This window comes from Streptomyces sp. SP17BM10, from assembly GCF_036322405.1.
GTDB lineage: Bacteria > Actinomycetota > Actinomycetes > Streptomycetales > Streptomycetaceae > Kitasatospora.
Genome location: NZ_JAQYXB010000334.1, coordinates 1 through 25,469, shown reverse-complemented (window position 1 = coordinate 25,469; position 25,469 = coordinate 1). Strand labels below are relative to the sequence as shown.

Annotated in this window: 27 protein-coding genes and 1 pseudogene; 15 read left to right on the top strand and 13 right to left on the bottom strand. The window is 75.2% G+C overall.

Going from position 1 to position 25,469, the window contains the following annotated elements; all coding sequences use genetic code 11:
* Nucleotides 1–525 carry a hypothetical protein gene (locus PUR71_RS02130; RefSeq protein ID WP_329924564.1) on the top strand — a complete coding sequence of 175 codons (525 nt, stop codon included), beginning with the start codon at nt 1–3 and terminating at the stop codon, nt 523–525.
* Nucleotides 526–580: 55 nt separating this feature from the next.
* Here the strand turns inward: PUR71_RS02130 and PUR71_RS02125 are convergent, their stop codons facing one another.
* Both PUR71_RS02125 and PUR71_RS02120 read right to left on the bottom strand, forming a co-directional pair.
* Nucleotides 581–1,357, bottom strand: coding sequence for an alpha/beta hydrolase (locus PUR71_RS02125; RefSeq protein ID WP_329924563.1), 777 nt, complete (start codon nt 1,355–1,357; stop codon nt 581–583).
* Between the two features lie 160 nt (nt 1,358–1,517).
* Nucleotides 1,518–2,063, bottom strand: coding sequence for a hypothetical protein (locus PUR71_RS02120; protein ID WP_329924562.1), 546 nt, complete (start codon nt 2,061–2,063; stop codon nt 1,518–1,520).
* Nucleotides 2,064–2,412: 349 nt separating this feature from the next.
* Here PUR71_RS02120 and PUR71_RS02115 point away from each other — a divergent pair, with 349 nt between their 5' ends.
* The 3 genes from PUR71_RS02115 to PUR71_RS02105 all read left to right on the top strand — a co-directional run bounded on the left by PUR71_RS02115 (nt 2,413) and on the right by PUR71_RS02105 (nt 5,129).
* The gene (locus PUR71_RS02115) at nt 2,413–3,681 is read left to right on the top strand and encodes an FAD-dependent monooxygenase (protein ID WP_329924561.1); all 1,269 of its coding nucleotides are present in this window, start codon (nt 2,413–2,415) and stop codon (nt 3,679–3,681) included.
* A gap of 474 nt (nt 3,682–4,155) precedes the next feature.
* Nucleotides 4,156–4,926 (top strand): MerR family transcriptional regulator, encoded by a 771-nt coding sequence (locus PUR71_RS02110; RefSeq protein WP_329924560.1) that lies wholly within the window; start codon nt 4,156–4,158, stop codon nt 4,924–4,926.
* Nucleotides 4,923–5,129, top strand: a complete 207-nt coding sequence (locus tag PUR71_RS02105; RefSeq protein WP_329924559.1) for a hypothetical protein — start codon at nt 4,923–4,925, stop codon at nt 5,127–5,129. Before PUR71_RS02110 ends, PUR71_RS02105 begins: the two co-directional genes overlap by 4 nt.
* 54 nt (nt 5,130–5,183) lie before the next feature.
* Here PUR71_RS02105 and PUR71_RS02100 read toward each other — a convergent pair whose 3' ends face one another.
* Both PUR71_RS02100 and PUR71_RS02095 read right to left on the bottom strand, forming a co-directional pair.
* Nucleotides 5,184–6,122 carry an ADP-ribosylglycohydrolase family protein gene (locus PUR71_RS02100; RefSeq protein ID WP_329924604.1) on the bottom strand — a complete coding sequence of 313 codons (939 nt, stop codon included), beginning with the start codon at nt 6,120–6,122 and terminating at the stop codon, nt 5,184–5,186.
* 264 nt (nt 6,123–6,386) lie between these two features.
* A pseudogene (locus tag PUR71_RS02095) lies at nt 6,387–6,764 on the bottom strand (DUF4232 domain-containing protein); the annotation flags it as partial.
* 34 nt (nt 6,765–6,798) lie between these two features.
* Between PUR71_RS02095 and PUR71_RS40965 the strand changes: the two are divergent.
* The 3 genes from PUR71_RS40965 (at nt 6,799) to PUR71_RS02085 (ending at nt 8,287) form a co-directional block, all read left to right on the top strand.
* Nucleotides 6,799–6,888, top strand: coding sequence for a hypothetical protein (locus PUR71_RS40965; protein ID WP_443077322.1), 90 nt, complete (start codon nt 6,799–6,801; stop codon nt 6,886–6,888).
* A 57-nt stretch (nt 6,889–6,945) separates the two neighbouring features.
* Complete coding sequence (locus tag PUR71_RS02090) at nt 6,946–7,569, top strand: carbonic anhydrase (protein WP_329924558.1); 624 nt, start codon at nt 6,946–6,948, stop codon at nt 7,567–7,569.
* A gap of 79 nt (nt 7,570–7,648) precedes the next feature.
* Nucleotides 7,649–8,287 carry a flavin reductase family protein gene (locus PUR71_RS02085; RefSeq protein ID WP_329924557.1) on the top strand — a complete coding sequence of 213 codons (639 nt, stop codon included), beginning with the start codon at nt 7,649–7,651 and terminating at the stop codon, nt 8,285–8,287.
* Nucleotides 8,288–8,459: 172 nt separating this feature from the next.
* Here the strand turns inward: PUR71_RS02085 and PUR71_RS02080 are convergent, their stop codons facing one another.
* Nucleotides 8,460–8,669, bottom strand: coding sequence for a DUF4287 domain-containing protein (locus PUR71_RS02080; protein ID WP_329924556.1), 210 nt, complete (start codon nt 8,667–8,669; stop codon nt 8,460–8,462).
* Nucleotides 8,670–8,768: 99 nt separating this feature from the next.
* The gene (locus PUR71_RS02075; protein WP_329924555.1) at nt 8,769–12,752 is read right to left on the bottom strand and encodes a Pls/PosA family non-ribosomal peptide synthetase; all 3,984 of its coding nucleotides are present in this window, start codon (nt 12,750–12,752) and stop codon (nt 8,769–8,771) included.
* A 1,663-nt stretch (nt 12,753–14,415) separates the two neighbouring features.
* Between PUR71_RS02075 and PUR71_RS02070 the strand changes: the two genes are divergently transcribed.
* The 6 genes from PUR71_RS02070 (at nt 14,416) to PUR71_RS02045 (ending at nt 17,703) form a co-directional block, all read left to right on the top strand.
* Nucleotides 14,416–14,715, top strand: coding sequence for a hypothetical protein (locus PUR71_RS02070; RefSeq protein WP_329924554.1), 300 nt, complete (start codon nt 14,416–14,418; stop codon nt 14,713–14,715).
* Nucleotides 14,712–14,984 carry a hypothetical protein gene (locus PUR71_RS02065; protein ID WP_329924553.1) on the top strand — a complete coding sequence of 91 codons (273 nt, stop codon included), beginning with the start codon at nt 14,712–14,714 and terminating at the stop codon, nt 14,982–14,984. The genes PUR71_RS02070 and PUR71_RS02065 overlap by 4 nt, the downstream gene beginning before the upstream one ends.
* 363 nt (nt 14,985–15,347) lie before the next feature.
* On the top strand, nt 15,348–15,773 hold the full coding sequence (locus PUR71_RS02060; RefSeq protein WP_329924552.1) for an SRPBCC family protein: 426 nt from the start codon (nt 15,348–15,350) through the stop codon (nt 15,771–15,773).
* Nucleotides 15,774–16,002: 229 nt separating this feature from the next.
* On the top strand, nt 16,003–16,389 hold the full coding sequence (locus tag PUR71_RS02055) for a MarR family winged helix-turn-helix transcriptional regulator (RefSeq protein WP_329924551.1): 387 nt from the start codon (nt 16,003–16,005) through the stop codon (nt 16,387–16,389).
* Between the two features lie 64 nt (nt 16,390–16,453).
* Nucleotides 16,454–17,086 carry a hypothetical protein gene (locus tag PUR71_RS02050; RefSeq protein ID WP_329924550.1) on the top strand — a complete coding sequence of 211 codons (633 nt, stop codon included), beginning with the start codon at nt 16,454–16,456 and terminating at the stop codon, nt 17,084–17,086.
* 410 nt (nt 17,087–17,496) lie between these two features.
* Entirely contained in the window at nt 17,497–17,703 is a 207-nt protein-coding gene (locus PUR71_RS02045; RefSeq protein ID WP_329924549.1) for a DUF397 domain-containing protein, read from the top strand.
* A gap of 13 nt (nt 17,704–17,716) precedes the next feature.
* Here the strand turns inward: PUR71_RS02045 and PUR71_RS02040 are convergent, their stop codons facing one another.
* A complete protein-coding gene (locus tag PUR71_RS02040) occupies nt 17,717–18,451 on the bottom strand; it encodes an MBL fold metallo-hydrolase (protein WP_329924548.1) in 735 nt (244 codons plus the stop codon).
* Nucleotides 18,452–19,044: 593 nt separating this feature from the next.
* Complete coding sequence (locus PUR71_RS02035; protein ID WP_329924547.1) at nt 19,045–19,890, bottom strand: patatin-like phospholipase family protein; 846 nt, start codon at nt 19,888–19,890, stop codon at nt 19,045–19,047.
* A 94-nt stretch (nt 19,891–19,984) separates the two neighbouring features.
* Here PUR71_RS02035 and PUR71_RS02030 point away from each other — a divergent pair, with 94 nt between their 5' ends.
* Together PUR71_RS02030 and PUR71_RS02025 are read left to right on the top strand one after the other, a co-directional pair.
* A complete protein-coding gene (locus PUR71_RS02030; protein WP_329924546.1) occupies nt 19,985–20,692 on the top strand; it encodes a TetR/AcrR family transcriptional regulator in 708 nt (235 codons plus the stop codon).
* A gap of 75 nt (nt 20,693–20,767) precedes the next feature.
* Complete coding sequence (locus PUR71_RS02025; RefSeq protein ID WP_329924545.1) at nt 20,768–20,980, top strand: hypothetical protein; 213 nt, start codon at nt 20,768–20,770, stop codon at nt 20,978–20,980.
* Nucleotides 20,981–21,212: 232 nt separating this feature from the next.
* Here PUR71_RS02025 and PUR71_RS02020 read toward each other — a convergent pair whose 3' ends face one another.
* The 5 genes from PUR71_RS02020 to PUR71_RS02000 form a co-directional block, all read right to left on the bottom strand.
* Entirely contained in the window at nt 21,213–22,511 is a 1,299-nt protein-coding gene (locus tag PUR71_RS02020; RefSeq protein ID WP_329924544.1) for a sugar ABC transporter permease, read from the bottom strand.
* Entirely contained in the window at nt 22,508–23,293 is a 786-nt protein-coding gene (locus PUR71_RS02015) for an ATP-binding cassette domain-containing protein (RefSeq protein ID WP_329924543.1), read from the bottom strand. The genes PUR71_RS02020 and PUR71_RS02015 overlap by 4 nt, the downstream gene beginning before the upstream one ends.
* Nucleotides 23,294–23,360: 67 nt before the next feature.
* Entirely contained in the window at nt 23,361–24,455 is a 1,095-nt protein-coding gene (locus tag PUR71_RS02010) for a sugar ABC transporter substrate-binding protein (RefSeq protein WP_329924542.1), read from the bottom strand.
* 385 nt (nt 24,456–24,840) lie between these two features.
* Complete coding sequence (locus tag PUR71_RS02005) at nt 24,841–25,206, bottom strand: hypothetical protein (protein ID WP_329924541.1); 366 nt, start codon at nt 25,204–25,206, stop codon at nt 24,841–24,843.
* 115 nt (nt 25,207–25,321) lie between these two features.
* Nucleotides 25,322–25,469: neutral zinc metallopeptidase (locus PUR71_RS02000; protein WP_329924603.1), on the bottom strand; the 148-nt coding region annotated here is incomplete at its 5' end.

The window sequence follows — 25,469 nt, the reverse complement described above, 5'->3', positions numbered from 1 at the left end:
ATGGACGTAGCGGGGGCGGCGGTCGCGGTGGTGGGTGTGGCGGGGACTCTCGGGGCCGCGTTGCTGACCCAGCGGGGTGCCGAGCGGGCCAAGCGGCGGGAGTTGGAGCTCGCCCGCGGTTTCCAGGAGGCCCGGGAGAGCCTCGCTCTGCGGCGTGAGTGCTACACCCGGCTGTACCGCGACGCCCGGCAGTTCGCGACCGCGCTCACCCGTCATCTGCACGTCCTGCGGGAGCGGAGGCCCGACGAGGGTGATGTGCGGGCGTTGGAGGAGGCCAAGGACGCGCACCGCAACCACTGGTCCGAGACGCTGATGGTCGCGCCCGATGCCGTGATAGCTCCGGGCGACGAGGCGAACCAGGCGCTCACCCGTGTGTACGGGATGGTCAAGCGCCTGGAGCAGGACAACGCGCGGCCCGGTGAGAGCGTGGCGTCCGCCGCCCGGGCGCAGGACGAACTGTGGCCGCTCATCAAGGCCCTGCGGCACGCGATGCGCCAGGACCTGGGGGTGGGCGGGGAGTTCTGACGCCGCGCCGGGGTGTGGCGCCCGGCCGGTGGGCCGGGCGCCGCCGCCGTGCGCGTCAGGCTGCCGGGATGGGCGCCGGGAGGGCTGCCGTGCCGAGGTGGCGGGCGAAGAAGCGGACCGCGCTGTCGACCTCGAAGCGCGGCAGTTCCTTGTGCTTGCCGGAGTTGACGTGCAGGGACTTCTCCGCCGAGGCGAAGGCGGTGAACAGCGCGAGGCCGTCCTCGCGGGAGATGTGCTCGTCGTCCCACTGCAGGTCGAACTCGATCGGGACGGTGATCCGCTTGGCGTGGTCGGCCAGTGCGTGGGGCCAGTGCTGGCCGAAGACGGCGGCGGTGATCCGGGGCTCGGCGGCCACGAACGGCACGCCGATCGCGGTGCCCATGTTGATGCCCCAGAAGCCGACCGGCCCGTCGGTGCCGATCTCGGGGAGTTGCTGGAGGGCGTCCAGCAGCGCGTGGTGCTCGGGCACGGCGGTCCTGGCCAGGTGGTCGTTGTAGCGGACCACGATGGGGCCCTCCGGCTCGCCGGCCGCGCGGGCCGCGAACAGGGCGGCGATCTCCTGCTCGTCGTGCTCGGTGCGCGGCCGGTCGCCGTGGCCGGGTGCGTCGAGGACGGCCACGTGGTAGCCGCAGCCGTGCACGAGGCGCCTGGCGCGGCCCGCCATCGCGGGGTGCTTCTTGTGGTTGCCGCCGCCGTGGGCCTGGAGGACCAGCGGCGCGGGGCCGGTGGCGGACTCGGGGGACCACAGGACGCCGGGGATGCCGTCGAGGGTGAAGTCGCGCTCGACGATGCCGCCGGCGGTGGACTCGGCGGTGATGAGGAGAGTGTTCATGGCGGATGCCTTTCGGGAGTGCCTGATGAGGGGCGCTCCCGGCGACATCCGTGTCAGTCGCCGGCCGTGACGGGAAGGGGGAGCACCCACGTGGGTCCTGCGGTCATGGGTCTCACCTCCTCGTGCGGTGTCGCGGTCGACGCAGAAGCTACCAGCTTGATCATCGGCTCTTCAATCCCTTTCCCGCGTCGTCGTGGAGGGCGGCCAGGTCGCGGGCGGATTCCTCGGTGAGGCGGTAGAAGCCCTGGAGGCTGACGGCGCGTTCGAGTCGGCCGTCGACGACGTACTTCAGGCCCCGGGTGCGCCCGCGCTGGTTGCGCCAGGTGAGGCGGGGCAGGAGGGCTCCGGGGACGGCCAGGTCGAAGCGCACGGGGGTGGCGTCGAGGTGGACGGGTTCGGCGCCGCAGCCGCCGAGCATCGCCCAGTCGTGGTGGCCGGGGAAGGGCCGCTCGCGCCAGGACTGCGGGGCGGGGCCGCAGCACTCGCGCCGTTCGCGGTCGACGATCCGCATGCGGCTGACCAGGAACACCTCGCACTGCTTGACCTGCACCGCGTACACCTCGTCCCCGGGCCGCGCACCCGACCAGGCGGGCAGGGAGGTGTGGATGCCGCTGAAGGCGACCGGCGGGCGCCGGCCCTCGAGGCCGGCCTTGCGCAGGTCGGTGCAGGTCCCCTGGGTCCACAGAACGGTGAAGGCATCGGGCATGCGGCGATCCTACGAACCGGGACCGACAACGAACTCCCCGGTCCGCGCGGGGGTCTGTGCGGGGGTCTGTGCGGGGGGTCTGTGCGACCTGCGGGCGGTCGTGACGGCGACGCCGGCTCTCGGGCGGCGCCCGCAGGTGCGCGAGGGCCGGCGGGCGCCGAGGGCCGGGGCCGGGGCGGAAGGAATTTTCGCGCCGCCCGTCGGCCGCACTAGTGCACCACCCGCCCCGCCCTGCCTGCGCGACCGGTCCGCCGGCCCGCCCGAGCACCCTAGTGCACTAGTGCGGTGTCGACAGATACCGTGCAGATGGGGCTTGTTGAGTGCGCTGCGTACGCCGTACATTCGAAGCATGGAGAACACCACCGCGCCCACCACGCCCACCACGCCCACCATGGACAGCGACGGCAGCGACGACGTCCTGATCTCCGGCGGCGGCATCGCCGGCCCCGTCCTCGCCCACTGGCTGCGCCGGGGCGGCTTCAACCCCGTCATCGTCGAGCGCGCCCCCGCCCCGCGCCCCGGCGGGCAGAACGTGGACCTGCGCGGCGCGGGGCGCACCGTCATCGAGCGGATGGGGCTCATGGAGCAGGCCCGCGCGCTCACCGTCGACCAGCGCGGGCTCGGACTCGTCGACCGCAGGGGGCGGCTGACGGCGCGGATGCCGGTCGAGCTGTTCGAGGGCGAGGGCATCGTCGCCGAGATCGAGATCCTGCGCGGCGACCTCGCCGACCTGCTGTACCGCTCCACCGCCCACGAGGCCGAGTACGTCTTCGACGACACCGTCACGGCCCTCGCCGAGGACGAGAGCGGCGTGAGCGTCACCTTCGAGAGGTCCGCGCCGCGCCGCTTCGCCCTGGTCATCGGCGCCGACGGCCTGCACTCGACGGTGCGCCGCCTGGCCTTCGGGGACGACGGCGGGCACTTCAAGCCGCTGGGCGGCTACAACGCCTGGTTCACCGTCCGCGACGAGATCGACCTCGACGGCTGGTTCCTGATGTACAACGCGCCCGGCGGCCTGGTCGCCGGTGCCCGCCCGGGCCGGCTGCCCGGCGAGGTCAAGGCCTCGCTGAGCTTCCGCTCGGCGCCGCTGGGCCTGGACCGGCGCGACACCGCCGCCCAGCGGCGCCTGCTCGCCGAGCGCTTCGCCGGCGCCGGCTGGGAGGTGGAGCGGCTGCTGGCGGGCATGGCCCGCGCCGAGGACTTCTTCTTCGACTCCTACGGGCAGATCCACCTCGACCACTACACCCGCGGTCGCGTCGCCCTGGTCGGCGACGCCGGCTACTGCCCCAGCCCGCTCACGGGCCTGGGCACCAGTCTCGCCCTGGTCGGCGCCTACCTGCTGGCCGGCGAACTGGCCGCCGCCCGCGCCGCCGGCTCCGGCCACCGCGCCGCGTTCGCCCGCTACGAGGAGCTGATGCGCCCCTACGTCACCCGCTCCCAGGAACTGCCGCCCGGCGGCATGAACGGCTACGCCCCCAACAGCGCCACGATGATCCGCCTGCGCGCCGCCTCCATGCGGATGATGGGCCGCTGGCCGATGCGCACCATCCTGGCCGCCCAGTTCGCCAAGGCCGGCGACATCGACCTGCCCGACTACGCCCTCGCCGGCGCCGCCTGATGCCGCACCGGCCGGGAACGGACGGGGCGGGCGGAGCGCCGCCGCCACGGGGGTGCGGCGGCGCTCCGGCGCCGGGCAGGGCGCTGGAACGCTTTCAAGCCTGTTGGCGAAGGAGCCAGGCCCGAGCCTCCTGGCGCTCCACCCGCACCGCTGCCGTCCGCGCGATCGCGGTGACGGTCTGAGCCCAGCAGGACGCGACGTGCAACCGCCAGCAGATCTCCAACCAGCTCCGCTCCCCGCCCCGCGAGTACTGCCCTGCCGCCCTCGACGCCTTCGGACCCCGGCGGCCTCTGCCCGACCCGAGGCCCGCTGGAGCGCACCGTCCTCGTGCGCCCCGACGGCCACATCGCCCGGCAGGCGAGCGCCCCGGCACCGCTCGCCGACGACGACACCCGCCTGCCCACCGTCCTGCGAGAAGTCCTCCGCGCGCCCACCGCTTGAACCTCACCCGACGTCAGGAGGCATCGTTGCGCCATGACCTGCGAACAGACGTGGAAGGTCGGCCCCCTCGCCGAGGCGAGCGGGCTGACCGTGCGCACCCTGCACCACTGGGACCACACCGGTCTCCTCAGCCCCTCGCGCCGCACCCCCGCCGGGCACCGCGAGTACACCGAGCAGGACGTCGTCCGCCTCTACCTCGTCCTGGCCCTGCGCCGCCTGGGCCTCGGTCTGGAGACCATCGCCACCTGCCTGGACGCCGGCATCGACCCGCTGCGCCTGGTCGGCGAACACCTCGTCGGCGTCGACGCCGCCCTCGCCTGCCTGAGCGCGCTGCGCGAGCGCCTGGCCCACGTCCACGGCGAACTCGCCGCCGAGCGCACCCCCGACACCGCCGCCCTCATCCGCGTCCTGCAGGCCATGCGCGGCACCGCCACCCCCGCCACCGAACCCGCGCTGCGCCGCCACCTCGACGACGACCAGATCGACGCCCTGCGCGAGCACGCCGCCGCGCTCGGCCCCGCCGCCCACTACTACCTCGACGTCGAGTGGCCCCAGCTCTACCGCCGCGCCGAGGCCCTGCGCCGCTCCGGCGCCGACCCGGCCGGCCAGGAGGTCCGGCGCGTCGTGCGGCGCATCGACGAACTGGGCGCCCTGTTCTCCGGCGGCGACCGCTCCCTGTCCGACGCCGTGCGCGGCGCCTGGCACGAGGACCCGGCCGCCGTCTGCGGCCGGAGTGACGCCCCCGCCGACCAGTGGCGCGAACTCGCCGACTTCCTCGACCGCGCCCGCCGGAGCGACGCGTGAACGCCGTGCCCGGGCGCGTGCGGGCGCGCGTGGCCGTGATCTCCGTCCTGCCGGTGCTGTTCCCGGCGCTGCTGCTCCTGACCGTCCTGGCGATGGTCCACGTGATGCCCTGGCCGGTGGTCCCCGCGGTGGCGGTGGCCCTGCTCGTCCAGGCCGCGCTCACCTACCTGCGCCTGGGCCACTGCGACGAGCCCGGGAACTGACCCGGGCCCCCGGCCGCAGGGGAGCCGGGGGCCCAGCCGTCCCGCGCACAGGCCTCAGCCCTCCCCCACCCACTGCGGCAGGGCCTCGCGCCGCTGCAGCCACACCGGGTCGGCGCCGGCAAGACCGGTGCGGGCGGCGACCGTGCCGGCGGTGATCGCGCAGGTGGTGTCGACGTCGCCGAGGCCCTCGGCGGTGCTCCACAGCGCGTCGGTGAGGCTGTCGAGGTGCACGGCCGCCGACCACAGCGCGAAGGGGACGGTGTCGGCGGCGCTGACGCGCTGCCCGTTGCCGAGCAGGTCGGCGGCCCGCCACGGCCGGACGTCGGGGCGCACCGCGCAGGCCAGGGCGAGGGTGTTGCGGACCTCTCCGGCGGGGGTGTGGCGCAGGACCTGCTTGAGGAACTCCTCGCCGTGGGGGGCCGGTGCGCCGCGCGAGGCGGCGGCCAGCGAGGCGGCGACGGCCACCGCGACGGCCCCGGCCACGCCCTCGGGATGGGCGTGGGTGACCTCGGCGGACAGCGCCGCCTGCCGGGCGGCCTCCTTGGCGTCGCCGGCGAACCAGGCGCCCAGCGGGGCGGCGCGCATCGCGGCGCCGTTGCCGAAGCTTCCCTGGCCGTCGAAGAGTTCGCGCGTGCGGGTGCGCCAGGAGGGCGGGTCGTCGGCGAGGGCGGGCAGCAGGCGGTGCATGCCGGCGCCGTAGCCGCGGTAGGCGTCGGCGCGGTAGGCGGCGCCGAAGGCGGCGGCGAGGGCGTCCTGGTCGACGGTGCCGTGGACGGTGAGGACCTTGTGGACGGACAGGGCCATCGCCGTGTCGTCCGTCCAGTGCCAGGGCGACTCCTCGGGCGTGCGGCGCGCGCGGATGTCCCGGTGGGCCTCGGGGGCCGGGCGGAACAACGGGAACCAGCGCTCCCCGAACGCGTCCCCGAGGGCGAGCCCCTCCAGCGCGTCACGGGCGGCCTCGGGCACGGGCGGACGAGTCGTCATGTCCTCCATCCTGCCCCGCAAAACCGGTGGCACCACCCGTCGCCGGACGGCGACACCGCACCGGTGAACACTCCTGCCCCCGACCCGCGTGCGTGGGGCGTAGCCCCGCACTACGAGGGCATGCAGGCCCTGGTGGACGCCCTGGTGCTGCCCGAGGGCGCGCCGATGCACGTCGCGAGCGCGCTGGAGACCTCCCGCGAGCTGATCCGGCACTCCTACTACCGCTGCGAGTTCGCGACCGTCGCCGTCACGCACGGGCGGGGTGCGGGTGCCGCCGGGGCCCTTGTCGTCGGGCCCGGACCAGCGCAGCGCGAACACCGCCTGCCCGCCCGCGCCGAGCGTCGCCGCCACCGGGGCGCCCTCGCCGCTCCCCCGGGCCTGCGGGCCCTTGCCCTGGCGGAACTCCAGCCTCGGGTAGCCGGCCGGGGTGCAGGGCCGGGTGCCGGAGTCGACGGCGGCAAGCTCGGCGTCGGCGGTATCCGGTGCCGTCGTGGCCTCGGCGGCGAGCAGGGTGAGCGTCCACCTCGGGTCCGCGGCCGGCAGTTCGCCGCCCCGGCGGCGGACACCACGGTGGCCCCGGCGCTCACCGGCTTCACCCGGGAGGCGGCCGTGCGGGTGCTGCGGGAGGCGGACCTGCGCTGGGAGGTCCACGAGGTGACGGACGGGAACGTGCCCGCCCGGGAGGGTGGTGTCCACCGGGCCGTCCGCCGGCGCCGTGGTCCCGGCCGGCTCGACGGTGCGCGTGCTGGTCTCCACGGGCCGGCCGGGGGCCTGACCTGCGCCGGAGCCCCCCGGCCTGCGGGTGCGGGGGGCGGCGATCTAGGGTGCTGGCATGATCTCCTCCCCGATATCCGGCCCCCGCCACGCCCTGCAGACGCTGCTGGAGGGCAACGCCCGCTTCGTCGCCAGCTCCCCCGAGCACCCCAACCAGGACGCCGGGCGCCGGGCGGCGCTCGCCCCGGCGCAGCGCCCGTTCGCGGTGCTGTTCGGCTGCTCGGACTCGCGCCTGGCGGCCGAGATCATCTTCGACCAGGGTCTGGGTGACCTGTTCGTGGTGCGCACGGCCGGGCACGTGGCCGGGCCGGAGGTGCTGGGGAGCATCGAGTACGGGGTGAGCGTGCTGGACTGCCCGCTGGTGATCGTGCTGGGCCACGACTCGTGCGGCGCGGTGGCGGCGGCCCTGGACGCGGTGGACGAGGGCCGGCTGCCGGGCGGTTTCGTGCGGGACGTGGTGGAGCGGGTGACGTCGAGTGTGGTGTCGGCCAGGGCGGCGGGCATCGGGGACCCGGACGCGATCGTCGACGAGCACATCCGTCAGAGCGTGGACCTGCTGCTGGAGCGTTCGCAGCTGCTGGCGGCGAAGGTCGCCGAGGGCACGGTGGGCGTGGTGGGCCTGTCGTACCGCCTGACCGACGGCCGGGCCCGCACGGTCACCGCGCACGGCGACATCCTCTAGCAGCCCCCGCAGAAGAGCTCCGAACGCGGCGTCCGATCCCCGCCAGCGCCGCGTGCGGGGCCGGGGCACAGTCGGGGGCATGCACAAGGTCACCGATCTCAAGGTCCTCTACTTCGGCACCCCGGTGGTGCTGATCGGCTCCCGCAACGCGGACGGCAGCGCGAACCTGGCGCCGATGTCGTCCGCGTGGTGGCTGGGCCGGTCGTGTCTGCTGGGGCTGGGCGACAGCGCGCAGACGTCCGCGAACCTGCTGCGCGAGCGTGAGTGCGTGCTCAACCTGCCCTCCTCGGCGATGGTCGACGCCGTCGACCGGCTGGCGCTTTTGACCGGCAATCCGGTCGTCTCCGAGTACCGGCGCGAGCAGGGCTACCGCTACGAGCCGCGCAAGTTCGAGGCGGCGGGGCTGACCGAGCTGCCCGGGGAGCTGGTGCGGGCGCCGCGCGCGGCGCAGTGCCCGGTGCAGCTGGAGTGCCGGCTGGTGGCGGCGAACCCGCTGGCGGGCAACGAGCGGTGCACGGCCTTCGAGGTGGAGGTGGTGCGCGCGCACGTGGACGAGCGCCTGCTCGTGCCGGGCAGCGACCACTACGTGGACCCGGTGGGCTGGGACCCGCTGATCATGAAGTTCTGCGAGTTCTTCGGCGACGGGCGGCGCCTGTCGCCCTCGCGCCTGGCGGAGGGCTGGCGGATGCCGGGCCGGCTGGCGCCCGCGCGGGCCTGACGGCAAGTCCGGCTCCGGTCCGGGGTTGACCTCACGTCCTGTCGAGGTTGCCGAACGGGCCCCCGGCCCCCGGCGCGGGCGCCCGTGCCGGGGCCGGGGCCGGGGCCGGGGCCGCCTTCCCTCCGATCGTGCCGGAGGCGGCCCCGGCCCCCGCCGCCGTTTCGGGGCCCGTTCAGGAGGCCTGGGCGAGGGTGTGGGCGACGAGGGCGTTGGCGTGCCCGTGGCCCAGGCCGTGCTCGGCCTTGAGCCAGGCGAGGAGTTCCATGTGCCGGGTGAGCGGGCTGGAGCGGATGAGGTCCTGCCACTCGGTGACGGGGCGGCCGTACTTCTTCTCGATGGCGGGGAAGTAGCCGGCGGGGCCCTTGGCGGGTGCTGCGGTCATGGTGGGTCGTCCTCCCGGGAAGATGCGGTGCGCGGTGCGTTCCACGGGATTGGACCGTGATCGCACCGCGCACTCATCGCTTCACCGGCGTGACGCCGCTCACACCGTGGCGCGGCGTCTTCCCCGGCCGGCGCGGCGCCCGGGCGGCGGGGTGGGGTCGGTGTTCCACGCGGCGACGGGGTTGCCGAGCCAGCGGGTGGAGGCGGGGACGTTCTCGCCGCGCATGACCAGGGAGGCCGGGCCGACGGTGGTGCCCTCGCCCAGGGCGGAGTTGAGCAGCACGATGGAGTGCGGCCCGGTGGTGGAGCCGGCGCCGAGGTGGACGGTGCCCAGGCGCATGACGCGGTCGTGGAAGAGGTGGGTCTGCAGGACGGTGCCGCGGTTGACGCTGGCGCCGGCCCCGACGGTGACGAGGTCGCTCTCGGGCAGCCAGTGGGTCTCGCACCACACGCCCCGCCCGATGCGGGCGCCGAGGCTGCGCAGCCACCAGTTGAGGTAGGGGGTGCCGGTGATGCTGGAGCCGCCGAAGGGCATGGCGAGTTCCTCGACGAAGGTGTCGTAGAGCTCGTTGCGCCACACGAAGGAGGACCACAGGGGGTGCTCGTCGGTGCGGAAGCGGCCGACGAGCAGCCACTTGGCGGCGGTGGTCAGGGCGCAGGCGACGACGGCGGCCAGGGCGAGGACCAGTCCGCCGGTGGCGATGGCGGTGGGCACGCCGTAGTCGTCGCGGATCTCCTGGAAGGCGGCGAGGACGAGGTCGCCGAGGATGACGGCCAGGACGATCGGCAGCAGCCGGCACAGCTCGACGCCGGCGCGCGCCCACATCAGGCGCCGGGGCGGGTCGTAGGTGCGGGCCTCGCCGCCGGTGTCGGCGACGCGGGGCAGGGCGAAGGCGGGGCGCCCGAGCCAGGAGGAGCCCTCGGGGGCGTGGGCGGGGGTGTCGGACAGGACGCCGACCAGGGAGTTGTCGGGCAGGTGGCGGCCGGGGCCGACGATGGCGGAGTTGCCGACGAAGGAGCGCTTGCCGACCTGGGCGGGGCCCAGGTGCAGCCAGCCGCCGCGGACCTCGTAGGGGGCGAGGAGGGTGTCGTCGGCGAGGAAGGCGCCGTCGTCCACGCGCATGAGGCCGGGCAGGGACAGGACCGTGGAGGCTTCGACGCGCCGGCCGATCCTCGCTCCGAGCAGGCGCAGCCACAGGGGGGTGAAGAGGCTGGCGTAGAGGGGGAAGAGGGTGCGGCGGGCGGTGTCGGTGAGGCGGTGGACGGCCCAGGCGCAGAAGGCGACCTTGCCGTGGGCGGGGTGGTGGCCGGGGCGCAGGGGGCGGGAGAAGAGGCGCACGGCCAGGACTATGAGCGTGGCGTGGCACAGGAGGGTGAGGATCGTCAGGGGGAGGGTGAGGGGCAGGAGTTGGAGGATGACCTGGCCCAGGGTGCGGTCGGCGTCGATCATCGGGTAGATGATCATGAGGGCCGGTGTGGCGGCGAGCAGGGGCAGGAGGCCGAAGAGGGTCAGGCCGGTGGCGTAGGCGAGGTTCCAGGCGCGTGAGCGGGTGCGGGGGGCGGGGTGCCGGGGCCAGCCGGTGGGGGCCTGGGGGGCGGGGCGGGCCGGGGAGCCGTGCCAGTGTTCGCGGGGCGGGACGGTGGCGGTGACGCAGGAGCCGGGGGCGATGTCGGCGCCGGCGCCGACGCGGGCGCCGGGCATGAGGGTGGAGCGGGTGGCGACGCGGGCGCCTTCGCCGACCTCGACGTGGCCGAGGTGGAGGATGTCGCCGTCCAGCCACCATCCGGCGATGTCGGCCTCGGGTTCGAGGACGGCGCCGGTGCCCAGGCGGGCGAGGCCGGTGACGGGGGGAAGGGTGTGCAGGTGGACGTCCTTGCCGACGCGGCAGCCGAGCATGCGGGCGTAGCGGGCGGCCCAGGGGGTGCCGGTCAGGGCGGCGACGCCGAAGAGGGCGACGGTGCGTTCGGCGAGCCACAGGCGCAGGTGGACGTGGCCGCCGCGGGGGTGGCTGCCGGGGCGGATGCCGGCGGTCAGCAGGCGGGCGGCGGTGGCGGCGAGCAGGGTGCGGCCGGGGGCGCTGTAGAAGAGGAGGAGGCCGGCGAGGACGGGCCACCAGGAGGAGTGGGGGGCCCAGGGCAGGTGGGTGCCGGTGAGGTTGTCCAGGGCGGTGAGGACGAGGACCCAGCGCAGGCCGGCGAGGGTGAACAGGGCGAACAGGGCGATGGTCTGCCACAGGCCGGCGCCGGCGGGGGTGCGGCGCACGTGGCGCGGCCGGGGCGCGGGGGCCGGTGGGGCGTGGGTTTCGGTGGGGGGTGGTGCGAGGGTGTCGAGGTGGGCGGCCATCGCGCTCAGGGCGGGGTGGGCGTAGAGGTCGGCGACGGACACGCCGGGGTAGCGGGTGCGCAGTTCGGAGACGAGGCGGGCGGCGGTGAGGCTGGAGCCGCCGAGGGCGAAGAAGTCGTCGCCGGCGCCGGGGGTCGTGCCGAGCAGGGCCTGCCAGTGGGCGGCGAGCCAGCCGGCGGTGCCCTCCAGGGGGCCGGTGGCGCCGTCCTGGTGGCCGGTGGTGGCCAGGGGCCAGGGCAGGGCGTGGCGGTCGACCTTGCCGGAGGTCTTGGTGGGCAGGGACTCCACGAGGGCGAGGACCGGCACGAGCGGGGCGGGCAGGCGCTCCAGCAGCAGGTGGCGGGCGGTGGCGAGGTCGGGGCGGGTGCCGGGGTGGGCGACGAGGTAGCCGACCAGCAGGTCGGCGCCGGCGGGGGTCTTGCGGACGGCGGCGGCCGCGGCGCGCACGTCGGGCAGGGCCTGGAGGGCGGCGTCGATCTCGCCGAGTTCGATGCGCCGGCCGCCGAGTTTGACCTGGTCGTCGGCGCGGCCGACGAAGACGAGGCCCTCGGGGTCGTTGCGCACGAGGTCGCCGCTGCGGTAGACGCGCGGGGAGGTGAAGGCGGGGTGGGGGCTGAACTTCTCGGCGTCCTTGGCGGGGTCGAGGTAGCGGGCGCATCCGACGCCGGTGATGAGGAGTTCGCCGGTCTCGTACCAGGGCACGGGGTTGCCGGTCTGGTCGACGACGGCGATCTCCCAGCCGTCCAGGGGGGCGCCGATGCGCACGGGCCGGCCGGGCAGCATGCGGGCGGCGGTGGCGACGACGGTGGTCTCGGTGGGGCCGTAGGTGTTCCAGAACTCGCGTCCGGGGGTGGCCAGGCGTTCGACGAGTTCGGCGGGGCAGGCCTCGCCGCCGACGATGATCAGGCGCACCGCGGCCAGGCATTCCTGGGGCCACAGGGCGAGCAGGGTGGGGACGGTGGAGACGGCGGTGATGCGGCGTTCGACGAGCCAGGGGCCGAGGTCGGTGCCGGCCTTGACCAGGGAGCGGGGGGCGGGCACCAGGCAGGCGCCGTGGCGCCAGGCGATCCACATCTCCTCGCAGGAGGCGTCGAAGGCCACCGACAGGCCCGCCAGGACGCGGTCGCCGGGGCCCAGCGGCTGCGGCTGGAGGAACAGGCGGGCCTCGGCGTCGACGAAGGCGGCGGCCGAGCGGTGGGTGACGGCGACGCCCTTGGGGCGGCCGGTGGTGCCGGAGGTGAAGATGATCCACGCGTCGTCGGCGGGCGAGGGCCAGGCGGGGCGGCCCGAGGGGCGGGCCTGGGGGCCGGCGCTCAGCTGGTGGCCGGCGCCGATGACGGCGCACACCCGGGCGTCGTGCCAGATCATGTCGGCGCGCTCGTCGGGGTCGTCGGCGTCCACCGGCACGTAGGCGGCGCCGCAGCGCAGGACGGCGAGGATCGCGACGTACAGGTCGGCGGTGCCGGAGGGGATGCGCACGCCGACGCGGTCGCCGCATCCGATGCCGTGGCCGGCCAGGGTGGCGGCGAGGGCGTCGACCTCCTGCAGGAGGGTGCGGTAGTCCAGGACCCGGGTGCCGGTGTCCAGGGCGGGCGCGTGGGGGTGGGCGTGCGCGGTGGCGGCGATGATGTCGAGCAGGCTGCGCGGGTGGGCGGGCTGGGCCGCCGGCCAGGCGGCCGCGTACCCGGGGTGGGGGCGGTGCAGCGTGCCTGGGCCGGCCGTGTCCTGGCGTGCGTCCATGGGGGGTGGTCCTCGGCTCCGGTTCCTGGGTCGGGTCTGTGGGCTCGGGTGCGGCGTCACCCGCGGGGTGGGCGGGTGAGAACGCGCGCGGGCGTCACTCGGGGTGACGCCCGTGGAAGCACGTTCTTTCACCATGACTCGGTCGGGAGTCCGGCGGATGCAGGTGGTGCGGGGTCAAAGGAAATTCTCATCATCAGTGCCGCATGGGGCGGCAGAGGAACGATTCGAATGTCATTTCGGTCTTTATGGGGCGTTTTCGCTGGTGAAGCGTAACGGTTGCCGGAAGCCGGTGCCGTGACGGGAGGGATGCGGGTGATGAACGCCCTGCGACCGGGACGCTACCGGTCGCAGGGGGCGCGCCGCCGCCGCGGGGGTGTGCGAACCGTTCACCCGGACGACGCACAGTGACGGCGGCCTTGAGCTGGGCGGACGCTTCGGGAACGCACCGGGACGGCTGCGGCGCCCGGGTGAGGACTTCGTGAGGGGAGCGCGGGCGGCGGCGCGGCGGCGCACACGCATTCGACGTAGGAGGCGCGGACGGCGCCGTGGACCGGCCCCCGGGTTTCTCCCGGCGATCCCCCCGCCCCGCCCGGCGCCCCCGGCGCCCCGGGCCCGCCCGCCGCCCCGCCGCCCCGCCGCGCTCGCCCCGCCTCCCCGGGCCCGCCCGCCGCGCTCGCCCCGCCTCCCGCCGGCCTCCCGCCCCTCGGCAGCGGCGGGGCCGGACGGCCCGTGACACGTTCCGGGCCCACGGGGCCGCCATGGACGAGACTTCGACGGCCCGTGCCGAACGGGACCGGGCGGGCCGCTCGCTGCGCGGACAGCCGCCCGCCCTGATCAAAGACCTGATCAAAGAGCCGACCATCCGTGTCCACCTGCGCCGGCCGTCCCCCGACGAGCCGAAGACCGCCGGCCGGCGCGAGCCCCCGCACCACCCCTACGCCACGCAGGACCAGGGCGACCGCCCGGCGACCGTCACCGCCGCCGAGACGGCTTCCCCCGCGGCCTCCCTCCTGCGCGCGGCCGGCTGGGACGTCACGGCGGCACGGGAGGAGACCGCGGGCGGCTCCGGACCGTGCTCGTCGCCCACCGCGAGGCAACGGCATCCGCATCCTGACGAGCGAGGACACACCCGCCCGCGGTGTTCCGCACCCGGACACCGGCACCGTGCCCGCCGCGACCCGTCCGGCAGCCGGAGCCGGAGCCGGAACAGGTGGCGGTGGCGGTGCCGGTGCCGGTGCGGACGCCGGAGACCCTCACGCCTGGCTACGTCCCGTGCTGCGCGTGCGACGGCCTCGGCCGGTGCCCCGGCGGCGGTGGCCGCGGACGGGTGCCCGGCCGGCCGCCCCACCGAAAGCGCCGGGCGGGGAATGCGGCACGACGAAGGCCTGCCCGGTCTGCCGGGGCGCAGGCCGGCTGAGCACCCGAAGTCCGTCGCCCTGCCAACGCCGCCACTACCCCGGAGCGGGCCGCCACTGACACGGCACCGCATCCCCATTCCCGATCGGGACGTCGACTGCGCCGACTTCCCCCGCCGCGCACGGGTCCGCCGCCAGCGCGGGACGCCGCCAACCAGGAGGGCACCCCCACGGACGCCGCCCGACACCGGATCCTGCAGGCCCTGGCCGGCACCGCGCTCCCCGCGCCCGGCGCCCCGCCGCGTGCCGTGACCGACGAGCGCGACGACGACGGCGACGGCGACGGCGAGCACGAGCGGTTCATGTGGCCGGCCATCGACCTCACCCGCACCAACCCCGCCCACCCCTTCGGCGCCGTCATCGTCGCCACCGCCGGCGGCGAGGTCCCGGCGCGCGGCGTCAACGCCAGGGCCTCCAGCCCGCTCCCGCACGGCGAGAGCGCCGCCATCGCCGACCACCTCGCACGGCACGGCACGGCAACGACGGCTGGAAGGCCACCACCCTCCACACCACCGGCGAGCCCTGCCCCATGTGCACCGGCGCCATGATCCGAGCCGGGCTGCGCCGCATCGTCCGAGCCGGGCTGCGCCGCATCGTCCGGACCGGCTCCGTCGACGCCATCCGCCGCACCGGCCTCCCCCAGATCGACCCGTCCGCCCGCGAGGCGACGGCCCGGGCGGACGGCTTCTCCACCCCCGAACCGCTCCTGGGCCGCGTGGCGGCCCACTGCACCGACACCCTCTTCGAACAGGCCCGGCAGGTACGGGAGCACACCGCCGGGGCGGGCGGGCTCAGGCCCTCCTCCATGCCGCGGTGAGCAGCGCGACGACGCCGCCCAGGGCGGGTTCAGTGCGCCGCCATCCGTGCGGGGGTGGGCCACGGTGCATCCGCAGGAGCGCCGGCGGGGCCCGGGGGGTGCGACCGGCGCGGGCGGCGGCCGCCGAGGCACGGACGCGCGGGGCGCAGTGGCTGCACGTCGACTTCGAGCCGCACCCGGGGGGCCTTCTACGAGCGGTGCGGGTTCCGGCCGACGGCGGCGGGGCCGATGGCGCTGCGAGACGGAGAGCGGGCGGGCAGGCGACGGGCGGGCGACGGGCGGACGGGCGGGGACCCCTTGCACGATAGTCGTCGCGGAGATAATCTCTGCGTAGAACATTTCGAGCGACGGGGAGCACGCGACATGTGGAGCCACGAGTACACCGGCCAGACGACGGCGGCGCCCGAGGCGGTCTGGGCGGTGCTGAAGGACCTCGACAACTGGCCGCGGTGGGACACCTCGATGGAGTCGGTCACGCTGCTCGGCCCGTTCGAGGTCGGCGCGAAGGTGTCGATGACGCCCTGCGGCCAGGACCCGATCACCTCGGTGATCACCGCCATCGAGGAGAACGCCCACTACGCGGACGAGACCGCGTTCGCCGGCGTGGTGCTGCGCTTCAGCCACCGGCTCAGCCCGCGCGGCGACGGCGGCACCACGGTGGTGCACCGCCTGGAGATCGACGGGCCGGCCGCCGGCGAGACGGGCCCGCAGCTGGGACCGGCCATCACCGAGGACTTCCCCGAGGCGATGGAAGCCCTGTTCACCCACGCGGGCGGCTCCGCCTTGTGAGCCCCCGCCCGAGCCCCCGGCCGGAAGCCCGTCCCACCCGACGCGCCACCGGCCGTCCCACCAGACGCGCCAACGGCCGTCCCACCAGACGCGCCACCGGCCGTGCCAACGGCCATGGCACGGACCGGACTTGCGGCTGTGGCAGGCGGCGCCGCGCCGGCGGCGGGCGGTGGCGGCGGGTGGTGGAGGCGGGTGGTGGAGGCGGCGCCGGCGCCGTACGGCCTGACGCATGGCCAGTTCGCGCCCGCCGGCCTGCGCGTGGCACCCCGGCGGGCGCGGCGAGGCGCCGCCCCACCGGCGGGCGCCGGCCCGCCGGGCGGGCACCGACGCGCGGACGGTCCGGCAGGCGGTGCGCCGCCTGGAGGCCACGGGGCCGCTGGAGCGCGAGGCCGACCCACGCGACGCCCGGGCCCGGCGCCTGCGGGTCACCGGCCGGGGCGCGGAGGCGGCCCGCGCGGCCGCCGCGGCGGTGGGGCGGGCGGAGGCGGCGTTCTTCGCCCCGGCCGCCCGCCCCGACGCCCGCGCGCCGCAGGCCCTGCTGCGCGCCCTGGCCACCGGGCGGCCTCCACAGCAGCCGCACAGACCCTCCCCGTCCACCCCTCGGCTTCCCGGTTGATCGCGCACCGTCGCACTGCCAAGATCATCTGACGGTACGACAGTGATGTGACGGGAGAGGCGTTGTGCGCAGGACGACGGGCACAGGCCGCGCGGGGGCGGCGGCCCTGGTGGCGCTGGGGATCCTCACCGCGGCGGGCTGCGGCGGCGGGGGCGGGGGCGGGGCGCTGCCCGGGGCGGCGCCGGTGCCGGCCGGGGTGGACTTCGCCACCGTCCTGAACGACAAGGCGAAGATCCAGGCCGCCCTGCCCGACCCGGGCTCGATGCACGGCTGGGCGTACAAGAGCGGCAACACCGACGTCGCCCCGACGCCGCCCGGCGCCGACGACTGCGCCGGGGACGGTTCCTGGGACTGCGCCGCCCTCGCGACCGGCCGCATCCGCTTCGAGGCCGAGGGCGAGCGCGCCACCTTCGTCCTGCGGGCCTTCGCCGACCGCCCCGGCGCGCAGGACGCGTGCCGCAAGGAGAGCGCGTGGTCGGCCGGGTACCCCAAGGCCGACGTCCCGCCGGTGGCGGGCACCGCCGGCGGCCACGCCTACCGCCGCAACGCCGGCGGCCTGGACGGCATCAACCTCACCATGTGCCTGGGCACGGTCGTGGCCACCACGACCCTGGAACGCGGCGCCCTCGACCCGGCCGAACTCCACCGCCTTTCCGAGCTGTTCGCCGCCCGCATCCAGAAGGCCGCCGCCCCCTGACGGATCCCCGGCGGCCCCCTCCCCCGACGCCCCCTCCCCCGACGCCCCCGGGCGGCTCGCCGCGCGCCGGGCACCGCCCGCCCGCGGAGGCCGGACCCGGCGCGCGCGGCGAGGAAGTGGACGCCGTCGTGGCCGCCGGGACGGCTCACGCACGGCCGCTCGACCCGAAGGCCCGCCAGCGCGCGCCGGGCGGCGCCGGCGCCTCGTCCGGGGGCCGCCGGTGCGCCCGGCGGGCCCCCGGCGGCCGGGCCCCGTTGCCCTGCTCACCCCTGCGGCCGGATCATCCGCCGCCCCGGACCGGCCCTTGACGGATCCCTGACGCCTGCGGCCGGGGCCGGGTGTCGCCGCCGGGTGCCGCGCCCGTACCGTGGTGGCCAGTTGACCGTGTTCGATCAGGAGGGGTTACCGCGATGGACAACGACCGTACGACCACCTGGCGCAAGAGCACCCACAGCGGCGGTTCCGACGGCTGTGTGGAGGTCGCCGACGGGTTCACCGGCGTCATGCCCGTACGGGATTCCAAGGATCCGCACGGGCCGGTGCTGCGTTTCCGCTCCTCGGCCTGGCAGGCCTTCGTGACGGCCGTGCGCGACGGGGAGTTCGACCGCCCGGCGTAGCGCGGCCCCCGCGTCACAGGGCCAGCACCATGCCCTCCTCGGCGGCGAGGACCTCGCCGCCGGGGAAGGCGGCCCGGGCCTGGGCGACGGGGCGGGTGCGGTCGGTGCCGGGCCGGAAATGGGTCAGCAGGAGGCGGCGGGCCCCGGCGCGGACGGCGCAGGCGGCGGCCTGGGCCGGGCTCAGGAGGCGGGGGTCGGCCCCGGCGGCGTCCAGGGTGGTGCCGGCGATGAACAGGTCCGCGCCGGCGGCGAGCTGGTCCAGGGCCGGGCCGGGGCCCGCGTCGCCGCTGTAGGCGAGGGTGAGGCCGGGGGCCCTCAGGCGCACGCCCGCGTGGGGGACGTGGTGGGGCAGCAGGGCGCTGTCCAGGCGCAGCGGTCCCACCCGCAGGGTGGCGGTGGCCGGCAGGGGGTGGATGTCGAAGACGTCGTGGAGGTCCTCGGTGGGTTCCATGCCCTGCACGCGGGTGAGGACGCCGGGCGGGCAGTACAGGGGCAGGCGCGGGCCGCGGCGGGGGGCGAAGTAGCGGGCGCGGGCGAGGGCGCTGAGGTCGGCGCAGTGGTCGGGGTGTTCGTGGGTGATGACGACGGCGTCCGGTTCGGCCCCGAGGGCGGCCAGGCGGGGATAGGTGCCGTAGCCGAGGTCGAGGACGAGGCGGTGGCCGTCGTGGTCGAGGAGGAAGCCGCTGGCGGCGCGGTGGGCCTCGGGCCAGGCGCCGCAGGTCCCGAGGACGGTGAGGTGGCTCGGCATCGGACGATCATCGCACGCCCCTGCCCCGGACCCGTCACCGGGAAGGAGGGCAACGGCCGCGGGCGCCACAGGCGTTGGCGGTGGTCGGGCACACGGCCTGCCGGGGAGGGGGCGTTCACGGCCGCACGCGTGCAGAGGCCGGCGGGCGTTCACCGGCGGCACGCGAAGCCGGGCAGCCGCGAGGGCACCGGGTTCTCGCCGGCGGGGCCCGACGGCGCGGATACGGACGGGACGCGGACGGGAACCGGAGGGAAACCGGCGCGGATACGGACGGGACGCGGACGGGCACCGGAGGGAAACCGGCGCGGATACGGACGGGACGCGGACGGGCACCGGAGGGAAACCGGCGCGGATACGGACGGGACGCGGACGGGCACCGGAGGGAAACCGGCGCGGATACGGACGGGCCGCGGACGGGCACCGGCGCGGATGCGGACGGGCGCGGACGGGCACCGGCGCCGATACGGACGGGACGCGGACGGGCACCGGCGCCGATACGGACGGGATATGGAGGGGATGCGGAGGGGGCCTGCTTCGCCACGCGCCGGTTCACGCCGGTGGGCACTGGCTGCGGGTGTGTGAGGTGTCGTGGGTCACCGTGGTGTGACGGGCCGCCAGGCCTCGTGCAGGAGGGCGGCGGCGGGGGTGGCCTGGGTGTGGCCGGCGCGGTAGGCGGCCTGCCAGGTGGCGGGGTCGGCGGGGCCGGGGGTGTCCAGGAGGCGGGCGGCGGCCGGGTCGGGGGCGAGGGTGAGGGCGCCGGGCGCGGTGGGGGTGCCGGGGTGGCGGTGGGCGAGCGGGTCGATGACGACCAGGGTGCGGGCGCCGGCGGCGAGGTCGGCGTTGGTGCCGGCACGCAGCGCGCCGTCGATGTAGTGGCGGCCGTCGACGGTGACGGGCACCTCGATGCCGGGGAAGGCGCTGGAGGCGGCGACGGCGCGGGCCAGCGGCACGCCGCAGGCGGCGTCCCAGAGGGCGGGTTCGCCGTTGTGCGCGCACACGGCGGTGATGAGCAGGCGCTGTTCGGGCCAGGTGTCGGTGGCGATCAGGGCGGTGCGGCGGCGCAGGAGGTCGGCTTCGGCCTCGGGGTCGGCGCTCTGAAGGGCGAGGCGGCCCACGCGGCGGCGGGCCTCGGCGGGGTCCAGGCCCTGGCCGAGGAGGGCGAAGACGGCGCCGGTGAGGGCGGTGTCGGGACGCCGGGCGGGGGCGGCGCCGGTGGGGGTGGCGAGGCGGGCGGGGTCCTGGCCGGCCGTCAGGACGGCGGCGACGATGGCGCCGGCGGAGGTGCCCACCGTCAGGTCGGCCTCGGCGAGGTCGATGCCGGCTTCGCGCAGGCCGGCGGCCAGGCCGGCCGTCCAGGCGGTGCCCAGGTAGCCGCCGGGGCCCAGCACCAGGGCACGGTCGGCCGCACGGTCGGTGGTGACGTCGTCTTCGGTGCGCATAACGGTTCCCCCCGTTGTCGAGAACACCGTTGTTGAAACGGTTGTTTCATATACTGGCACACCGCACGGGCGTCTTGGAGGAGGGACCGCGCAGATGGGACGACCGGCCGATCCGCACCGGCGCGAGCGCACGGTGGCGCTGGCCGCCGACTACGTACTGGCCCACGGGCTGGCCGGGCTGAGCCTGCGTCCGCTGGCCGAGGCGCTCGCCACCAGTCCGCGGATGCTGCTCTACGACTTCGGCAGCAAGCACGAGCTGGTGGCGGCGGTGCTCGCCGAGACGCGCCGGCGCGGGGCCGCGCGGCTGGCCGAGGGGCTGCCGGCGGCCGACGGGACGGGTGCGGCGCAGCGGCTGCGCGGGATCTGGCGGTGGCTGAGCGCGCCGGAGCGGGCGCCGTTCGTGCGGCTGGCCTTCGAGGTGCACGCCGACCACCTGGCCCATCCGGAGCGCCACCCCGAGGGGCGGCGCTCCGTCACCGACTGGCTCGCCGTGCTGCGCGAGCACCTGGCCGGGGTGTGTGCGGGGCCCCAGGACGCCGTCACGCCGACGCTGGTGATGGCCGTGCTGCGGGGCCTGCTGTTCGACCTGACGCTGACCGGTGACCGCGAGCGCACCGCCCTGGCGGTGGAGCGCCTGGCCGAGCTCCTGGAGGCGCAGGAGCCGCGGGAAGCGCAGGAGCCGCGGGAGGGGCACGAGGCGCACGAGGCGCAGGAAGTGCACGAAGTGCACAAGGCGCAGGAGCCGCAGGAGCCGCAGGAGGGGCAGGAGGGGCACAAGGTGCACGAGGTGCACAAGGCGTAGGAAGTGCACGAGGCGTAGGAAGTGCACGAGGCGCAGGAGCCGCGGGAGGCACAGGGGCCGCGGGAGGGGCACAAGGTGCACGAGGCGCAGGAAGTGCACGAGGCGCAGGAAGCGCACGAGGCGCGGGAGGCGCAGGGGCCGCGGGAGGGGCACAAGGTGCACGAGGCGCAGGAAGTGCACGGGTTTCACGAGGCGCAGGAGGCGCAGGAGCCGCGGGAGGGGCACAGGGCGTACGAGGCGCAGGAAGTGCACGGGTTTCACGAGGCGCAGGAAGTGCACGAGGCGTAGGAAGTGCACGAGGTGCGCGAGGCGTAGGAAGTGCACGAGCCGCGGGAGGGGCACAAGGTGCACGAGGCGCAGGAAGTGCACGAGGGGCACGGGGTGCACGAGGCGCAGGAGCCGCGGGAGGGGGACGAGGTGCAGGAGGTGTAGGAGGTGCACGGGGTGCAGGAGGCGTGAATGCGGGCGGGCCCGCGCCGTCCGTTGCGGAGGGCGCGGGCCCGGGAGCCGGACCGGAGGGTCAGGTGCGGCTGTTGGTGGCGCGGGTGCGCCGGGAGACGGAGTCCAGGACGACGGCGGCGAGCAGGACGGCGCCGGTGATCATGTACTGGATGGCCTGGGCGGCGTGGACCATGTCGAGTCCGGTGGTGATGGACTGGATGACGAGGATGCCCAGCAGTGCGGACCAGGTCTTGCCGCGTCCGCCGAAGAGGCTGGTGCCGCCGATGACGGCGGCGGCGATCGCGCTCATCAGGACGTTGCCGCCGCCCAGTTGCTTGTCGGCGGAGCCCTGCTGGGAGGCGATGAACAGGCCGCCGAGGCCGGCGAGGGTGGCGGAGGTCATGTAGACGGAGATGCGCACCCAGGCGACGTTGATGCCGGCGCGGCGGGCGGCCTCGACGCCGCCGCCGACCGCGAAGACCTGGCGGCCGTAGGCGGTGCGGCGCAGTACGAAGTCGGTGGCGAGGACGACGCCGAGCAGGACGACGAGTGGCAGGGGCAGGCCGCGGTCCTGGTTGAGGGCGTAGGCCAGGGGCAGGGCGAGCAGGGCGAGGGCGCCGGTGCGCAGGGCGATGTCGGCGGTGGGGCGGGCGGTGAGGCCCAGGGCCTTGCGGCGCTGGGCGGTGCGCAGTTGGGCGGCGAGGTAGAGGAGGGGGGCGAGGATCGCCAGGGCCCAGGCGTAGACGATGTCGCCGTCGCCGAGGAAGTGGGTGTCGAGGGTGGCGATGAGGCCGTCGTGGCGGTTGTTGACGGTGCCGAGGTCGCCGAGGACGTAGTCCTGCAGGCCGCTCCAGGCGAGCATGCCGGCGAGGGTGACGACGAAGGCGGGGACGCCGATGCGGGCGAAGAAGAAGCCGTGCAGGGCGCCGATGGCGCAGGCGGTGGCGAGGGCGAGGAGGACGGCCTGCCATTCGGCCAGGCCTTCGCGCACGGCGAGGGCGGAGGCGATGGCGGCGCAGACGCCGGCGACGGAGCCCAGTGAGAGGTCGATCTCGCCCAGGAGGAGGACGAAGACGACGCCGACCGCGATGAGGCCGGGTCCGGCGATGTACTTGGTGATGTTGGTGAGGTTGTCGGCCTGGAGGAAGTGGCCGGTGGCGGACTGGAAGATGACGGCGATGAGGATGAGGCCGAGGACGACGGGGGTGGAGCCGAGTTCGCCGCTGGTGAGGCGGCGGCGGGCCTCCTCGAGGTAGCCGCTCAGGCCGGTGGCGCGTACCAGCAGGCGCGGGTCGGCGACGGGAGCGCCGCCGGCGGCGGGGGTGCCGGCGGGGGTGCCGGCGGGGGTGTCGGCGGGGGTGTCGGTGGGGGTGCTCATGCGGCGTCCTCCTGCGAGGCTCGGCGGGCCTGGCGGCGGGTGACCGCGTTGTCGCTGGCGCCGGTGATGGCGGAGACGATCTGTTCCTGGGTGGTGTCGGCGACGGTGAAGACGCCGTTGTTGCGGCCCAGGCGCAGGACGGCGACGGTGTCGGCGACGGCGCGCACGTCGGCCATGTTGTGGCTGATGAGGATGACGCCCAGGCCGCGTTCGCGCAGGCGCTCGACGAGGTCGAGGACCTGGGCGGTCTGTTCGACGCCGAGGGCGGCGGTGGGTTCGTCGAGGATGACGACGGCGGGCTCCCCGACCAGGGCGCGGGCGATGGCGACGACCTGGCGCTGGCCGCCGGACAGGGCGGCGACGGGGATGCGCACGTCGGGGATGCGGATGGACAGGGTGTCCAGGAGTTCGCGGGCCTGCTGTTCCATGGCGACCTCGTCGAGCAGGCCGCCGCGCAGCTTCTCGCGGCCGAGGAAGAGGTTGGCGACGACGTCGAGGTTGTCACACAGGGCGAGGTCCTGGTAGACGGTGGCGATGCCGAGGGCCTGGGCGTCCTGGGGGCGGGTCAGGCGTACCGCCTCGCTGCGCCAGGTGATGGTGCCCTCGTCGACGGGGTGGACCCCGGCGATGGTCTTGACGAGGGTGGACTTGCCGGCGCCGTTGTCGCCGACGAGGGCGAGGACTTCACCGGCGTGGACGTCGAGGTCGACGTCGGTGAGGGCCTGGACGGCGCCGAAGCGCTTGGAGACCGCGCGCAGTTGGAGGACGGGTGCGCCTGTCACGTGAACCTTCTCGTGTGGTGGGGTGCTTGAGGCGGGACGCAGGCCCGCGGGCCTGGTGCGGGCGCTGCTACTGGAGACCGGCGGCGGCGCAGGCGGCGGCGTAGTCGGCGGTGCAGATGTCGGAGACCTTGTAGAGGCCGTCGGCGACGACGGTGTCCTTGATGTTGGCCTTGGTGACGACCTTGGCGTCCAGGAGCTTGGCGGGGATGGCCTTGTCGGTGTCGCTGTCGACACTGGCGGTGGCCAGGGACTTGACGTCCTTGCCCTTGAGGAGGTCGACGGCCAGTTCGGCGGCGGAGTCGGCGAGCGGGCGGTAGGCCTTGTAGATGGTGTAGGCCTGGTCGCCGGTGACGATGCGCTGGATGGCGTCGAGGCCGGCGTCCTGCCCGCCGACGGGGACCTTGATGCCGGAACCCTGGAGCTGGGTGATGATGGCGCCCGCCATACCGTCGTTGGCGGAGTACACGGCCTGGAAACCGCTCTTGCCGAGCTGGGAGACCGCGGCACCGATCTTCTGGGAGGCCACGGTGGGCTTCCACTCACCGGACTGCTCGTAGACGACCTTCTTGACCTTGCCGTCGAGGACCTTGTGGGCGCCGGCCTTGAACTGCGCGGCGTTCGGGTCGGCCTCGTCACCGTTGATCATGACGATGTTCGCGTCGGAGGCCTGCGGGCCGACCGCGTCCAGCAGGGCCTGGCCCTGGAGCTCGCCGACCTTCTCGTTGTCGAAGGAGGCGTAGGCGGCGACCGGGCCGGTGGCCAGGCGGTCGTAGGCGACGACCTTGACACCCTTGGCGGCGGCCTCCTGCACCCAGCCCTGGGTGGACTTGGCGTCGTAGGCGTCCAGGACGATCACCTTCACACCCTGCGCCATCAGGGTGTCGAACTGCTGCTTCTGCTTGGCGGCACTGCCCTCGGCGTTGTTGTAGAGCACCTTGCAGTCCGGGCACAGGGACTTGACCTTGGCCTCGATGAAAGGCCGGTCGAAGGACTCGTAGCGCGTGGAGGAGGCGTTCTCGGGCAGCAGCAGACCGATGGAGGTGCTGTCGCCGGAAGCGGCGGAGTCCTTCTTGTCGCCACCGGCCTTGCCACACGCGGCCATGGACAGGGCCATCGCGACAGCGGTGGTGGCGATGAGGGCGCGACGCGTCATTGCGTTCATGGGTGGAGTGCCTCTCGTGGACGTCGCCGCGGCACAGCGGCGGAGTGGGGGGAGTTAAACCTGCCCACACGTATGACGTCAATAAGTAAATCCATACTCCGGGGAATCGGCCATCATTCGTTATCTTCATGAACACTGACCCGGGACCCAAACCTGGAGGAATCTCCAAAGGCCAGGTCAGGACGGCGGGCATGGCGGCGGGCTTCGAGACTTGATCCACCTGACGAAGTGTCAGGTCACGGTCAGGTCGTTCCAGGTCACAGGCGCCGGGAGCCGGGCGCCGGGAGCCGGGCGCCGGGAGCCGGGAGTCGGCCGTGAACGCGCAAGGGGGTGCTCGCTGTCCCCCCGCGACAGCGAGCACCCCGGCAATTCGCCTGACCGGTCGTCAGGGCCGGTCGAGAGTGATCGAGTTGATCGGCCCCAGGTCGTACCAGACGCCGTTCCGGGCGGCGATGTCGTAGACGCAGTCGGCGCCGCCCGAGCCGCGGCACAGGTGGGCGTGGGCACCGCCGGTCTGGTTGTTGAGCACCCAGTGGTTGCCGTACTGACCGCTGAGGTTGTGGGCACCGTAGCTCCAGAACACCTCGCTCGGGGCGGCGGCGGGGTCCTGGTCCTGGGGGTAGATGCAGACCGCGCCGGACGGGCAGCCGGCCCACGAGCCGTCGGCGGCGCCGGCGCTTCCGGCACTCAGGGTGGTCAGGGCGGCCGTCGTCAGAGCGAGTGCGGCCGCGGCGTAGGTGATCCTGCGCATCAGGTGGTTCTCCCTTGCTGGTGTGCGCTGGTCTGGCCAGTGCCGTCAGCGTAGGAAGAAGCGGGCGGCGGCGGTCCCTGACAGGTGACAGGGTCTGCGCCGCCGCACGGGACCCTCAGAGCCTGGTGACGGAGAAGGTGTCACACTGGGCCATGTCACCGCCGCGGTAACCCGTGGTGAACCAGCTCTTGCGCTGCTCGGAGGAACCGTGAGTCCAGCTCTCCGGACTGACCTTGCCGGCAGCCTGCTTCTGGATGCGGTCG

Coding starts and splice junctions, on each gene's coding strand:
- PUR71_RS02130 (WP_329924564.1), top strand. CDS start 1: ATGGACGTAGCGGGGGCGGCGGTCGCGGTGGTGGGTGTGGCGGGGACT.
- PUR71_RS02125 (WP_329924563.1), bottom strand. CDS start 1,357: ATGAACACTCTCCTCATCACCGCCGAGTCCACCGCCGGCGGCATCGTC.
- PUR71_RS02120 (WP_329924562.1), bottom strand. CDS start 2,063: ATGCCCGATGCCTTCACCGTTCTGTGGACCCAGGGGACCTGCACCGAC.
- PUR71_RS02115 (WP_329924561.1), top strand. CDS start 2,413: ATGGAGAACACCACCGCGCCCACCACGCCCACCACGCCCACCATGGAC.
- PUR71_RS02110 (WP_329924560.1), top strand. CDS start 4,156: ATGACCTGCGAACAGACGTGGAAGGTCGGCCCCCTCGCCGAGGCGAGC.
- PUR71_RS02100 (WP_329924604.1), bottom strand. CDS start 6,122: ATGGAGGACATGACGACTCGTCCGCCCGTGCCCGAGGCCGCCCGTGAC.
- PUR71_RS02090 (WP_329924558.1), top strand. CDS start 6,946: ATGATCTCCTCCCCGATATCCGGCCCCCGCCACGCCCTGCAGACGCTG.
- PUR71_RS02085 (WP_329924557.1), top strand. CDS start 7,649: ATGCACAAGGTCACCGATCTCAAGGTCCTCTACTTCGGCACCCCGGTG.
- PUR71_RS02080 (WP_329924556.1), bottom strand. CDS start 8,669: ATGACCGCAGCACCCGCCAAGGGCCCCGCCGGCTACTTCCCCGCCATC.
- PUR71_RS02075 (WP_329924555.1), bottom strand. CDS start 12,752: ATGGACGCACGCCAGGACACGGCCGGCCCAGGCACGCTGCACCGCCCC.
- PUR71_RS02065 (WP_329924553.1), top strand. CDS start 14,712: ATGATCCGAGCCGGGCTGCGCCGCATCGTCCGAGCCGGGCTGCGCCGC.
- PUR71_RS02060 (WP_329924552.1), top strand. CDS start 15,348: ATGTGGAGCCACGAGTACACCGGCCAGACGACGGCGGCGCCCGAGGCG.
- PUR71_RS02055 (WP_329924551.1), top strand. CDS start 16,003: ATGGCCAGTTCGCGCCCGCCGGCCTGCGCGTGGCACCCCGGCGGGCGC.
- PUR71_RS02045 (WP_329924549.1), top strand. CDS start 17,497: ATGGACAACGACCGTACGACCACCTGGCGCAAGAGCACCCACAGCGGC.
- PUR71_RS02040 (WP_329924548.1), bottom strand. CDS start 18,451: ATGCCGAGCCACCTCACCGTCCTCGGGACCTGCGGCGCCTGGCCCGAG.
- PUR71_RS02035 (WP_329924547.1), bottom strand. CDS start 19,890: ATGCGCACCGAAGACGACGTCACCACCGACCGTGCGGCCGACCGTGCC.
- PUR71_RS02030 (WP_329924546.1), top strand. CDS start 19,985: ATGGGACGACCGGCCGATCCGCACCGGCGCGAGCGCACGGTGGCGCTG.
- PUR71_RS02020 (WP_329924544.1), bottom strand. CDS start 22,511: ATGAGCACCCCCACCGACACCCCCGCCGACACCCCCGCCGGCACCCCC.
- PUR71_RS02010 (WP_329924542.1), bottom strand. CDS start 24,455: ATGAACGCAATGACGCGTCGCGCCCTCATCGCCACCACCGCTGTCGCG.
- PUR71_RS02005 (WP_329924541.1), bottom strand. CDS start 25,206: ATGCGCAGGATCACCTACGCCGCGGCCGCACTCGCTCTGACGACGGCC.